Source organism: Nostoc commune NIES-4072, assembly GCF_003113895.1.
Lineage (GTDB): Bacteria > Cyanobacteriota > Cyanobacteriia > Cyanobacteriales > Nostocaceae > Nostoc > Nostoc commune.
The window spans coordinates 772,362-785,275 of record NZ_BDUD01000001.1; the positions used below are offsets into that span (position 1 = coordinate 772,362).

The 12,914-nt window shown below is 42.9% G+C and carries 14 protein-coding genes and 1 tRNA gene; 7 read left to right on the top strand and 8 right to left on the bottom strand.

Going from position 1 to position 12,914, the window contains the following annotated elements; translation table 11 throughout:
* Positions 1-102: 102 nt before the first annotated feature.
* The 6 genes from CDC33_RS03335 to CDC33_RS37680 form a co-directional block, all read right to left on the bottom strand.
* Positions 103-1,851: a DUF3352 domain-containing protein gene (locus CDC33_RS03335; protein ID WP_109007287.1), complete on the bottom strand. Its 1,749-nt coding sequence runs from the start codon at positions 1,849-1,851 to the stop codon at positions 103-105.
* A 184-nt stretch (positions 1,852-2,035) separates the two neighbouring features.
* Complete coding sequence (locus CDC33_RS37675) at positions 2,036-2,230, bottom strand: hypothetical protein (protein ID WP_146195769.1); 195 nt, start codon at positions 2,228-2,230, stop codon at positions 2,036-2,038.
* Between the two features lie 27 nt (positions 2,231-2,257).
* Positions 2,258-2,821, bottom strand: a complete 564-nt coding sequence (locus CDC33_RS03340; RefSeq protein WP_109007288.1) for a Uma2 family endonuclease — start codon at positions 2,819-2,821, stop codon at positions 2,258-2,260.
* A 120-nt stretch (positions 2,822-2,941) separates the two neighbouring features.
* A complete protein-coding gene (locus CDC33_RS03345) occupies positions 2,942-3,565 on the bottom strand; it encodes a chorismate lyase (protein WP_109007289.1) in 624 nt (207 codons plus the stop codon).
* Positions 3,566-3,691: 126 nt separating this feature from the next.
* Positions 3,692-3,774 (bottom strand) — tRNA-Leu (locus tag CDC33_RS03350).
* A 39-nt stretch (positions 3,775-3,813) separates the two neighbouring features.
* Positions 3,814-3,996: a hypothetical protein gene (locus tag CDC33_RS37680; protein WP_146195770.1), complete on the bottom strand. Its 183-nt coding sequence runs from the start codon at positions 3,994-3,996 to the stop codon at positions 3,814-3,816.
* A 236-nt stretch (positions 3,997-4,232) separates the two neighbouring features.
* Here CDC33_RS37680 and accC point away from each other — a divergent pair, with 236 nt between their 5' ends.
* On the top strand, positions 4,233-5,576 hold the full coding sequence (gene accC, locus CDC33_RS03355) for an acetyl-CoA carboxylase biotin carboxylase subunit (RefSeq protein WP_109007290.1): 1,344 nt from the start codon (positions 4,233-4,235) through the stop codon (positions 5,574-5,576).
* 75 nt (positions 5,577-5,651) lie between these two features.
* Here accC and CDC33_RS03360 read toward each other — a convergent pair whose 3' ends face one another.
* Positions 5,652-5,945: a YggT family protein gene (locus CDC33_RS03360; protein WP_109007291.1), complete on the bottom strand. Its 294-nt coding sequence runs from the start codon at positions 5,943-5,945 to the stop codon at positions 5,652-5,654.
* A 259-nt stretch (positions 5,946-6,204) separates the two neighbouring features.
* Here CDC33_RS03360 and psbX point away from each other — a divergent pair, with 259 nt between their 5' ends.
* The 4 genes from psbX (at position 6,205) to CDC33_RS03380 (ending at position 8,714) form a co-directional block, all read left to right on the top strand.
* Positions 6,205-6,324, top strand: coding sequence for a photosystem II reaction center X protein (gene psbX, locus CDC33_RS03365; protein ID WP_109007292.1), 120 nt, complete (start codon positions 6,205-6,207; stop codon positions 6,322-6,324).
* 245 nt (positions 6,325-6,569) lie between these two features.
* A complete protein-coding gene (locus CDC33_RS03370) occupies positions 6,570-7,487 on the top strand; it encodes a Ycf66 family protein (protein ID WP_109007293.1) in 918 nt (305 codons plus the stop codon).
* Between the two features lie 47 nt (positions 7,488-7,534).
* Positions 7,535-8,095 carry a TolB family protein gene (locus CDC33_RS03375; RefSeq protein ID WP_109007294.1) on the top strand — a complete coding sequence of 187 codons (561 nt, stop codon included), beginning with the start codon at positions 7,535-7,537 and terminating at the stop codon, positions 8,093-8,095.
* A gap of 94 nt (positions 8,096-8,189) precedes the next feature.
* On the top strand, positions 8,190-8,714 hold the full coding sequence (locus CDC33_RS03380) for a TolB family protein (RefSeq protein ID WP_109012420.1): 525 nt from the start codon (positions 8,190-8,192) through the stop codon (positions 8,712-8,714).
* Between the two features lie 56 nt (positions 8,715-8,770).
* Here CDC33_RS03380 and CDC33_RS03385 read toward each other — a convergent pair whose 3' ends face one another.
* Entirely contained in the window at positions 8,771-9,778 is a 1,008-nt protein-coding gene (locus CDC33_RS03385) for a succinate dehydrogenase/fumarate reductase iron-sulfur subunit (RefSeq protein ID WP_181374205.1), read from the bottom strand.
* A gap of 1,452 nt (positions 9,779-11,230) precedes the next feature.
* Between CDC33_RS03385 and CDC33_RS03395 the strand changes: the two genes are divergently transcribed.
* Together CDC33_RS03395 and CDC33_RS03400 are read left to right on the top strand one after the other, a co-directional pair.
* Positions 11,231-11,668, top strand: a complete 438-nt coding sequence (locus CDC33_RS03395; protein WP_109007297.1) for an AbrB family transcriptional regulator — start codon at positions 11,231-11,233, stop codon at positions 11,666-11,668.
* A 331-nt stretch (positions 11,669-11,999) separates the two neighbouring features.
* Entirely contained in the window at positions 12,000-12,869 is an 870-nt protein-coding gene (locus CDC33_RS03400; RefSeq protein WP_109007298.1) for a CPBP family intramembrane glutamic endopeptidase, read from the top strand.
* Positions 12,870-12,914: the final 45 nt, after the last annotated feature.

The following is a 12,914-nucleotide window of genomic DNA, read 5'->3' on the forward strand; positions in this document are numbered from 1 at the left end:
TGGATAATTTAAAATATCGATTCTGACTGTTATGATCCTATATGCTTAGAGGGTCATGGGACAGGGGCAATCCAAAATCTAAAATTCTTACTCCCCACTCCCCTATCTAACAGAACTGCTCTTATTACTTTCTGGACTAGGCAAGGGAGTCGTGTTCCTAACTTTTTTAAGTGCTATAAAAATGTCGTAAAGATTACTGCGACTGTCGCTGACGGCAGATGTCATTCCAATTGAGCGCGTTGCATTAAGCAAAGCTTGTTGATTGGGAATTAGAGTTGGTAAAAGGAAATTTTTCACAGTTCGTTCCACATCCAGGAAAAATTGACCATTTGTCGGATTTGGTTCTGTAGGAACTGTTTGTTGGAAGGGGATCGTGCTAGCTAGTGTCGTGTTGGGTTTGGGAAGAATTTTATCAGTAACAGGAGCGCCCACTACTAGAAAGGCGACATCTCCATCTAACCAGCCGTGGGTGGCAGTTAAAGTACCATAGGGTGAAACCCAGTTAACAACGGGTAGTCCTGCGACTTTCGCCGGTTGAACTTGGAACTGGTATTGATCTCTCATCACCTCATCGAGTTGTTTTATGGATGTTTCAGCTGATTGGCGATCGCTTCCCTGTACCATGAACACCAAACCCGCACGAAAATCATTTGGTGAACCTTCTTTTGGAGTAGTAGGAATCACTGATAAGGAAAACTCGCCTTTCATCCAACTGAGCAAATCCTTATCTAAATCGAGAGTGGTAAGAGATTTTATACCACTTCTAAGTTGTTCTGGTGCGATCGGTGAGAGGGGATTTCCTTGAGATGTTAAAACGTAATCTCCCCACAATCTCTGTAAGTTTCCCCCCGAAAGCATCATTAAGGTTTCTGCTGGTACGCGGTTTTGCATTTGCCCAGCATTATTTTCTACCGCCAGCACCCGTTGACTATTAGGATTTAACCAAGAAACGCCCTTGAAACGGATTCCTTCTGCCTCTAAAGTCATTGTCCCCGCTAAAGCTTGGTTATTTTGCAGTTGAGCCAAAACTTGAGCTGGTATTGGGCGGTTTGGAGAAGCTGCGGCTATTTTGGCTGCTGTTGGCACATTGACGTAAAACTGGCCAAAGCGTTGGTAGTCGGCGATCTTTGGAAAGTTCTCAGCAAAGCCCCCTGTTGTCGCTAGAGATGTTTGATTTTTGTAAGCATCAATTGCTCGTTCTGTGGCTTTGGGACTATCAGTTATAACTAAAAAACGCCCATCTAATAATGCTGCTGAGAAGTTTTCTCCTGCTTGTCCCTGACTTTGTTTAATGGCGATCCCTTGATAAACACGGTCAATCCATTTGCCTTGTTTAAGGGTTTTGGGTTGTGCCAAAATATTTTTGGCGATTTCTGGGTTTTTCACTGGTAATACCATTACCATCGACTGCTGATCGTTGGCAGCATCTTCATTGGTGGTAACTGGTTTGGGTGCAGCAATACTTGCTATTGCTGGGGCAAGAATTGCAATTGTAACGTCATTGCCTACCCAAGAAGCGATATCTTTCTGGAAATCGTAACCATTATTAGTGAGAAAGCGATCGCGCAATTCAACTAAATTTCTGTCCAGTTCTGCTTGGGTTTCTTTCGTGCCAAACTCCCGCAATTTCTGCCACTGCTGGGGATCTGTTGTCAGAGAAACCGCAAACAGGGCATCACCAGGAATAATATTTGCACCTACTAGCAAATCGCTAGAAGATCGTTGTCTCTGGCTTAACAACCAGTATGCTGCACTCCCTGCACCAATCAATAGCCCAGCAGCCGAGAGCGTCAGCACCAGAGACGGTTTCTTATTTTTCTTCATCGGAACAGACACAAGAGGCGGTGCCATTGAAACCTATACCTTATACTTGCAAACTTATTACTTGCTTGATTAGTCAAGTACACCAACAGGTTTAACCATTCTTTAGAACAGCTAATTATATTAAATTTTTCTACCCTAGATGTTGATGATACTTCGGTAATCAACCTTTCCTACTCTTTCAAAAGCTGTGTTTTTGACTCAGTTACCATTTTTAACACGCTTTGTTGAATTTCGTAGGACGTTTCCCTGAGATTAATTCCTTTGTCGGAAAGTTTTCGCAAGTAAATCTGTTATTCCAAGGTACTTGGTTTTGCGCGGTTGCGATATGCGATCGCCTAGCATGGGCGGGTAGGCGATCGCGCCACATCAAAAGTGCAGTATTTTTTGGGATAATGCGGTATAGCAAAGCTATACCTTCAGGCTTATCATTTACTTATACTTGCAACTCAAATCCAGGTAAAATATCTTCTCCAGAAACAATCGCTGGCATTTGCACAACTTCTACAGCTTTCAAAAGTCGGTAAATTTCAACTTGGCGATCTTGAGGATTAATTAGCCAGCCCAAACGCAGACCATTTTTAATGTATTCCTGCATTTTCTCTTGAATCGGTGCAAGGCGATCTGTCTCCGATCGCAGTTCAATCAAAAAGTCGGGTACAAGTGGCGGAAATTTTTTTCGTTGTTCTGCTGTTAAAGCTTCCCACCGCTCCAATTTTACCCAAGCAGCATCAGGAGAACGTTTTGCACCGTTGGGAAGTATAAAGATAGTTGAAGAACTAAAAACTTTCCCTAATTTTGCTTGACGATTCCAATTATTTAAGTCTGTAATTAAATCTGCTTCTTGATTTCCGCTTTCTCCTCCTACTGGTGGCATAATTATTAATTCTCCAGCTGCATTCATTTCCAGGCTTAAGTCACGATTGGCAACACACAATTGATAAAATTGCTCATCGGTTAAATGAGCAATCGGTTCTAGATTTAGCACAACAGTATTCATTAAACCTACTAGAGGCGATCGCTGCCACAATAATTCAACGTTCCTTTGATAATTTCATTGTATGATTTCAGCTACTTGATTTAGCGCGGTAGCGAGCGATCGCACCACATCATGCCTTTATTAATAGTTTAGGGAATTTAATTGCATAGCCCCCAAATATTTAGTTAAATAAGGCGAAAAAACTTCATAAATTAAGGTTAGTGGCTGTCCATGATGCCAAAACAAGTAATGGCGACCCCAAAAAGGCCCAGTTACATCAAAACCAGACTCTAGCGCCGATGAGTCACCATAGTAAATTCCTCGAACATCCCGATACAGTTCTGTGCGAAGACGAGCTAAACTCGCCCAAATTGGTAATGAACGATTTTGCAAATACTCATCTACATGACTAGCTTCCCACCACGAGGTAGCATAGGCTAATCGCTGACCCGAAGCAGTCCGCAGCCACACTTGCCGCCGTAATCGCGGCCCTGGTACAGCTTGGATTAAATCAGGAGCGCCATCTAAGTCCATGCCAATCAATGACATATCAATGACATCTACTTCTACAGGCTCACTTGTAAGCAATTCTAGGTGACGTGTTGGAGAGCCGTCACCCAAAAGCATTAGCTGCCAAGCAGGTGCTAGCTGAGTATGAGGTAAACTTTTTTGAATTACTTCCTCCCCTCCTTGCCAAATCGGAGTGAGGCGATGCCAAGCTGTTGGCAGTGTTAGGTTGTTTGTCGCCGTAAAAGTAATACTCAATGCTTTTTACAAAACTTCACGTATCTCTATAAAAGCATAAAAACCCTAGCTCTACCAAGATTTAAGGGTCAACAGTCCAAGGTATATTCACCCTCGACTATTGACCCTTGACTAATAAACAAAATATGCGGATGGCGAGACTCGAACTCGCAAGGGCATTGCCCACACGCACCTCAAGCGTGCGCGTATACCAATTCCGCCACATCCGCACGAGTTGTCTAAAGATAGACTATAGCATAAGAAAATAATTATAGTAAGGTGATATCTAAAGTTATATTTCTCAAAAATATAAATTTCCTCAAGGCGGTATCAGACTGACAGAAATCTAGCATCTGCACAAGTGATATTAAAAAGGGTAGAGCGACTGTGGGAGGTGCGGTGCGTAGGCGCAGCCCGCCGCAGGCATCGCGTACCCACCCGTTGTAGGCCATATCTACGACCGCCTAAGCCTACGCCAAAACCCAGTTTAGTAAGCTAGCTAAGACTTACAGCAGCAATGTTGTTAGTCTAGTAAGACTCGTAGAGGCAGCAAGCCTTCAATATGCGAGTTTGCGTAAGGATTCAGGGTGGCGAATCTCCTGTGATAATTTGAAATAATGCGAAAGCGTCGTTTCAAGTTGGATCAGAGAAAATGTCAATCTACTGGTAATGATATCGAAACTAAAAAATGAAGTTTGACAAAATATTAATTGCCAATCGGGGAGAAATCGCCCTTCGCATTCTCCGCGCCTGTGAAGAAATGGGAATTGCGACAGTCGCGGTTCATTCCACCGTTGACCGGAATGCTCTCCACGTCCAGCTTGCTGATGAAGCGGTTTGCATTGGCGAACCTGCTAGCAGTAAAAGTTATTTGAATATTCCCAATATTATTGCTGCCGCACTGACCCGTAATGCGACTGCAATTCACCCAGGCTATGGCTTTTTGGCAGAAAATGCCCGGTTTGCGGAAATCTGTGCCGACCATCATATTGCTTTTATCGGCCCTACTCCAGAAGCTATAAAGCTGATGGGGGATAAATCCACTGCCAAAGAAACCATGCAAAAAGCTGGAGTTCCCACAGTACCAGGTAGTGAAGGGTTAGTAGAATCCGAAGAAGAAGGATTAAAATTCGCCAAGGAAATCGGTTATCCAGTGATGATCAAAGCCACAGCCGGTGGTGGCGGACGGGGTATGCGCCTGGTGCTTTCTGAAGATGAATTTGTCAAACTTTTCTTAGCAGCCCAAGGGGAAGCAGGAGCAGCTTTCGGTAATTCTGGCGTTTATATAGAAAAATTTATTGAACGTCCCCGCCACATCGAATTTCAAATTTTGGCGGATAACTACGGTAATGTCATCCACTTGGGCGAACGGGATTGCTCAATTCAGCGCCGGAATCAAAAGCTACTAGAAGAAGCACCAAGTCCGGCTCTCGACAAAGACCTGCGTGAAAAAATGGGGCAAGCTGCTGTCAAAGCTGCCCAATTCATTAATTACAGTGGGGCGGGTACTATCGAGTTTCTCTTGGATAGATCCGGTAAATTCTACTTTATGGAAATGAACACCCGGATTCAAGTAGAACATCCTGTAACAGAGATGATTACTGGAATAGACTTAGTTGCCGAACAAATTCGCATTGCTCAAGGGGAAAGACTTAAGCTTACCCAAGAGCAAGTAGTCTTGCGGGGTCATTCGATTGAGTGCCGGATCAACGCTGAAGACCCAGATCATGACTTTCGCCCTTCTCCTGGACGAATAAGTGGCTATCTGCCCCCTGGAGGCCCTGGTGTTCGCATTGATTCTCACGTTTACACAGATTACCAAATCCCACCTTACTACGATTCTTTGATCGGCAAGTTAATTGTTTGGGCCCCAGACCGACCCACTGCTATTAACCGCATGAAACGCGCACTCCGGGAATGTGCCATCACTGGATTACCTACCACAATTGGGTTTCATCAAAGAATTATGGAAACTCCACAATTTTTACAGGGTAATGTCTATACAAGTTTTGTCCAGGAGATGAACGGCTAGGGAGTGGGAAGTGGGGAGTAGGGAGTAGGTGGAGTATAACCTAATGCCCCATGCCCCATGCCCCATGCCCCATGCCTAATTTACACGATCCAGCATAGTCAGCAATCCTTGCTGACCTAGCAGGATTTCTCGCACCAGACTGAAGATACCAACCCAAATAATAGGTGTAATATCCACTCCGCCTATAGGTTGTACCAGTTTTCGCAAAGGCACTAAAAATGGTTCGGTGGGCCAAACTATTAAATTAAAGGGCAAACGATTCAGATTCACTTGCGGGTACCAAGTGAGAATGATCCGAAATATAAATAAAAACGTCATCAGCCCTAATACAGGGCCAAGAATCCAAGTAGTCAGGTCAACACCAGTCATCGGTTTAAGGTACTATCTATCGTAAAGAAAGAAAAACTTAGGCGAACGGCAAGCCGCGCTTCGCTCACGCCACAAAATTTGAAGCTTTGTAAAGCACTCTCATCATCATTTTAACCAAATGCTGCCACTTCCTTCTGGAATAGACAAGCAAACTCCCTCACAACAGTTACCAAGTTTGGCAGTTCCGAGTTAGAGGCTTCTCAAGAAAGTAATACACTATTAAAATTAGGATGAAGTGTGTAAAAAAAGGTTTAGAAGTATGACGCCTTCTTTAGCAAATTTTCTTTGGAGTCTGCTATGGGGTACTGTAATTGTTGTAATCCCAGCTACAGTTGGTCTAATTTTCATTAGCCAAAAAGATAAAATCCAGCGTTCATAATGCTTGTGAGAGTTAATTTAACTCTCACAATTGATTGTCTGTCAGGTATTTATAATTGCACTAAAAGCAGCAGTATTTGCCGCTAGTGGCAGTTGTAGCTGACAGACATAGGTTTTTTAATTTTTCGGTGAACAGCTTCAGAGCTTCTTTGCCAGAGGCTTTGAAGCTTCAATATATCGTGACTAATTACAGTAGTGATTTTAATTGTGACTCGCTAACATAGATTTGATATTGGGAAAACAGCAATGATAAATTTTGGGCTGAACTCAGCCAGTTTTCTGGCTCAGGTAAATTTTGGGGCAAACTCAGCCAGTATTTTAGGAATTTTCCTGGCTGTGGCTGGGGCAGCACTGTATTTTCTCCGTACTGTGCGTCCAGAATTGTCACGGGATCAAGATATCTTTTTTGCGGCAGTCGGTTTGCTTTGCGGCTTCATTCTTGTCTTTCAAGGATGGCGGTTAGACCCGATTCTACAATTTGGTCAACTGCTATTAGTTGGCACAACTGTATTTTTTGCAGTTGAAAGTATTCGCCTGCGGAGTATAGCTACCCAGCAAGCAAAGCGTAACACTCCAATTGTGGATGAAGACCGACCGGTTAGCGATCGCTATTCATACAATGATCGCAGAAAGTATCAAGCTGAAATGGATGCAGACTTAGATCCATTACCTTATGAAGACGAGGAGGAACGCCCCGTGCGTGCCCGGATTCGCGGTAGCAGGGATGAGATTTCCACTCGTGATAACTACTATGAGGAGCAACCCCCCCGCCGTTCAGAACGCCGTAACAGCAGTAGTAGTGAAAGACAGGCTCCAGCAGATAGAACACGGCGGCGGACTTCTGGGCGTCCTGTAAATCGCCCTTCTGAAAGCTCTGAAGATGAAAATTGGGGTTCTTCAGCTAGGCAAGTTGATGATTGGGAAAGTTCAGGAGGAGAAGTCAGAAAACCTTCTCGGCGTAATAGTAACGGCTCTGAGCGTCCAGAAAGCCGGGAAGATGATGTCGCTCCCAGACCCAGAAGGCGTCGTCCACCAACGGACTCAACTCCTCGAAGACCACGCGAAGATGATGAGGCGATCCCAACTGATTATGTGCCATACAACCCGGTTGAAATGCCAAATGAGGGGCGAGATAATTCGACCAATTTTGATGACGATGTTTAAAACAGCTGGTGTGACAGTAGGTTTAAAGGCGACGGAAAACAGTTGAGGTGGAAAAATTTACGCCTACATTTTGGCTCCAAAGACCAATTCATTGGAGCCTGGTTTTTGGTTTAACCAGTTTGCTTGCATCTTGTGGTTATAACGATATTTCTATAGGGCCTACTTCCCTCAACAGTCGCTACACTGAGGAGCAACCTGCTTTGAGTGGAAATGGGCGCTTTTTAGCATTTGTATCTAATCGAAATGGTAATCAGCAGCTACTGGTTTTCGATTTGGAGAGGCAATTGTTTATTGGTACACCAGGGATAAACCGAGCAGAGACAATTGCTGAAAGTCCTAGCTTGAGCTATACAGGGCGTTACATTGCTTATCTTACTAGTGACCAAGGTAGACCAGTAGTGGCGCTTTACGATCGCGCTACACAACAATCGCAAATCGTCACACCAACCTATCGCGGCTGGGTCAGAAAACCAAATATTAGCCCAGATGGACGTTATGTTGTCTTTGAAACCGCCAGCCGTGGTCAGTGGGATATTGAAGTTTTAGACCGAGGACCAAATATTGAGTTAGATATTCCTAATGGTGCAACCGTAGGTTCACCTCCGTAGAGGGAGATGAGGGAGATGAGGAAGAATGCCCAATACCCAATGCTCACAATGCCCAATGCCCAATGCCCCATGCCCCATGCCCCATGCCCAATATATGAAACGTATTTTTTTTATACCTATATTTTTATCCTTAAGTTTATTGACTGGGTGTTTTGGCTACCCTCGCCTTTTGAGTTATCCCTTTGATCCGGGGGGGCGGAGTTTTAATAGTTTAGCGTCAGAATTAAACCCCCAAATTTCTGGGAGATACATTGTTTTTATTACTGACCGACGCGGTAGCCAAGATGTTTATATGTTTGATACGGTGACTCGTGATTTGGTTGATTTGCCAGGTTTAAACTCCCTTGATGCGATCGCAACTCATCCTAGCGTTTCACAAGATGGTCGTTATGTAGTGTTTGGTGCTAGCCGTCAGGGGCGATCGGCTATTTTTCTTTACGATAGGGAAACACGCCAATCACGAAATTTAACTAATAACCTACAATCTGAAGTCCGCAACCCTACAATTAGCGCTGATGGTAGTAGGATTGCTTTTGAATCCAGTAATAACGGTCAGTGGGATGTTTTAGTATATGACCGTTATGGGCAACCGTTGAATATACCTCAAGAACCACGTTGAAGAATGGGGAGTGGGGAGTGGGGAGTGGCGAAAGAAAATTCCCTATTCCCTATTCCCTACTCCCTACTCCCTTCTACCTGTTGCACAGATTCAATGAGCGATCGCACTTGTTCTGTCCCTTCAGAAGGTTCAAAGGACAAGGGAAACTTACCCCGGATGATCATCCGTAAACCAAGGGGTGCAAGACTGAGTAATCCTCTTAAATCTTTAAAGTAGTTACCAACAACTTGTAACCCAAATTGACGTTCATCAATCCAACCACCTTCTTTAACTAAATCCACCAATACTTTTCGGTGACGAATTGAGCGACTATCACTGGCTTGTTTGTGGGTAAGAATTTCTTGTTTAATTTTGGTGATTTGTTCTAATGGTGCAACTTCCATTGGACAAACTGAATCGCAGTACAAACAACGGGTACAACCCCATACGCCTTTAGTACCTTTGTTGTAGCTTGCTAAACGATTTTCGGTGTCGCTATCGCGGGAGTCTGCTACCATCCGATAAGCTTTAGCAAGGGCATGGGGCCCAACAAAGTTTGGATCAACTTCACGGGCGTTGCATTCAGAGTAACAAGCACCACACATAATACAGTTACCAGTTTGATCGAGGCGCGATCGCTCTTGTGGTGTTTGTAAAAACTCTCTTTCTGGTATTTGTCGTGCTGCCGTACTCACATAAGGAGCAACTGCTTCTAGATTATTCCAGAAGCTGCTCATATCTACAACCAAATCTTTAATCACGGGCATATTCCCCAGAGGTGCGATCGTGATTTCGGGAATGGGATTTACTTTACTTTGGGATGATGCTATTTGTTGTAATCTAGCAAGTTCACTGCCAACATTTTCCTTACAAGCTAAAGCCGAACGCCCATTAATTCGCATAGCGCAGCTACCACAAATTGTATTACGGCAATTTTTGCGAAACGCCAAAGTTCCATCTTGCTCCCACTTAATATGATTGAGACAATCCAGAATTGTATTACCTGGTTCTGCCTCTAAAAGGTAGGTTTGCACCACTGGGGAGGAATTTTGTTGCTGTCGAATGACCTTAAAAATAACTTCCATGACCACTAACCAATATTTTAAAATTGCTTCACCAGCCTCAAAAACCATGATTCAAGGCAGGTAGTTCTGAAAGGGGAGCTATACTTTTTTGCTCTTCATTCAAAGCCTGGTGTTAATAGGCTGACCATGAAACAGCGAATGATTCTAGTTTAACGATAACCATTCAAACTTTACTTATAGCAGCGCTGTAGGCAAGATTTGTGTCAAATTCTCAGAGAAAACGCCAAAAATGTAATTATAGCTTTGCATTTAATTTACCTATTTACGAATGTAAAGGAAATAGCATTTTACCTTCATCTCCGACTTAGCGATCATATCCCAATTAAATGCATGTCAGGTTAGCGACACCTCTTGATGCCAACTTGAGTTAGAGCAACTAACTAGAAAATTCAGCAGAAGCCACGCTTGACGGAATTTTTTGATTATATAGAAGTGTAAAAGGGTATGTTCAATATATAGTAGTGCCAATCAAGCGATAGGCAGATGTTAAGAGATTTATTCTTCCCATAGACAGACGTACAAAATTCTCTGACTGCTTTTGAGCAAAAGATAATAAACCGAGGAAAAATCTTTACCAGTTTAAAAGAAAAGTTATTGTACCGGGAATCCTGGATACGCGAGACTTTTAGATTTTTGCTTGCTCTCAATCAAGAAAATCTTGAATTTAACACATTGGTCAAAACTGCTCGTCTAAATTAGATAAATTTTTATAAAAGGCATAGAGCAATACTCACGCTTGCAATAAAGGGTGAGGATTTTCCTCAGTGCTTTTTCCAAGCTTTCAGTCCAGGAATTTAAATAAAAATTTACCAGCAACTTTAATTCAAAATTAAACAACTATTTTGCTATTATTAGTCCATGCTAGTATTTAATATAAAATTACGAGGACACAAAACAGAATCAATAGCCGTATCAGCGCGGCTACTACTGCTTTGTTAAATCGTAATGTAGAGACAAGAAAATTCGCGTCTCTACTGGCAGGACAAAAGGGCATAAGCCCGTAGGACTCTATTGAAATACTATGCTGTCCTAAGCTTGAGAGGATGAGTAGAAAAAACTTTACCTTCTCATTGACCAGAGGGATAAGCACTAGAAGTGGAAAACCTGCATTTTTTGGGATCTACGACTTATTGGGAGTAGAATTAACCCAATTTGTAAAGGTGGCTGAAAGTTACACCGCTACAGTAGCGCCAAAAGAGAAAATAATTTCATTTCTGATGGCGAATAATGGTTAAAAGTGCCGTGAAATCAGCAAAATTAATTTCTACGGCAACTATGACCTCTAATTGGTTGTGGACAACCATATATAGAAGTACTTTTGGCTCCTATCGGCAGGAACTGACCCGTTACACTAGAGTCCTAAGTAGGTCTATGCAAATGCTAAAAAGCCAAATGCTGGCATGAGACTACATCGTTTTTCAGTTTGGAGAGAGTAAGGAAAATTTGAGCATAATGACTGAAACTGCAACCGCACCATTAACCGGAAAAGCACTACTTGCTAAAGTAAAAGAACTTTCCACTTTACCACGCCGAGAAAGAGCTAAACAGTGCGGCTATTACACTGTTACTAAGAATAACCAGGTTCGTGTCAATCTCACTGATTTTTATGACGCTTTGCTATCGGCTAGAGGGATTCCTCTAAGTCCAGAAGCACCTAAAGATGGTCGTGGTCGTGAACCGACATATCGGGTTAGTGTCCATCAAAATGGTCAGATTGTGATTGGTGCCACATATACCAAAGCAATGGGCTTAAAGGCTGGAGATGAGTTTGAAATTAGGTTGGGATACAAACATATTCACCTGATTCAATTGGGTGAAAGTGACAAAAAACTAACCTCAGAAGATATAGACTCCGACGAATCAGACGAAGATTTGGAAGACGAAGAGTAAATTTGTTGATGGTAGGGATAAGTTTCAGGTGATGATAACTTATCCTTACCCCGACAGCAAACTAGTGCAGGTAGGCGGAAATAAACGTACTATTTCATTACAGCCATAAAGCTCAAAATTAAAGCTTTTTGACTTTTGAACGCCAGTTGCTTCAAGTCGGCAGAGCCGCCCAACGCACTGGCTCCTTTTGACTTCTGCCTTGCGGTACTAGTAGCTCTATTTAGAAAATTTTGTCATAAGTAAAGAATACGATTAGACCCCTTGCAGAGGTCACCAATTTTAGTAGAGTCTTGATTAATCAGCAAGAAATCTATAGTGCAAGAAGTCTATCGTGTTTTTTTTGTTTAGTTTAGTAACTTACTTTGAGTCTCCTGTCAACGCTTTATTGGCGTTTATAGAAAATGCACCAGCACTAGTTATAGTGATGGCATTTTTTATTTTCTGGATAGTTTGCTGGTTGCCAGTGGCAACAGTATCAGCAATATTGCTCAATTGGCAACCCCCTAAACCTTTACAGCCAGAGCAAAAAATGCCGTTATTGGTGTCACTCTATCTATTAGCTCCCCTAATTCTGTGGGGAGTTAGTTGGCTTACCAATAAATCTTTTTCGGATTACGGCTTTGTTGGGAATCTTTCAACTATTGGTTCTTTAGCACTAGGTTTTGCTTTGGGAGTGGTGAGCCTAGCTATTGTATTTAGTGGGCAATTTGGGTTAGGGTGGTGTTCTTTTGAAAAGACGAATTTCAAGTTAGCACTACCCATCTTGCTACCGATTTTCTTGATAGCGTTATTAGTTGGTGGGATAGAAGAGTTAGTTTTTCGGGGTTTCCTGTTTACTGAATTAGCGCAGGATTATCCAGTTTGGGTAGCAGCAGTAATTTCTAGTTTGATATTTGCCTTGCTACATTTGGTTTGGGAGCAACATGAAACCGCACCCCAACTCCCAGGATTGTGGCTGATGGGAATGGTGCTGGTGTTAGCACGCTTTGCCGATCGCAATAATTTGGGTTTAGCTTGGGGATTGCACACGGGATGGATATGGGCGATCGCTACCATAGATACAGCAGAACTAATTAGTTATACAGGTAAAGTCTCTGACTGGTTCACTGGTAAGAATAAAAAACCCCTCGCTGGCTTGGCAGGAATTCTTTGTGTATTCGGAACTGGAGTGATTATCTGGCTTTTCTCTAGGCATAATTAAAGTAAAAATAGGGGGAGCAAGACGCCCACCCCACAAGAGATAATT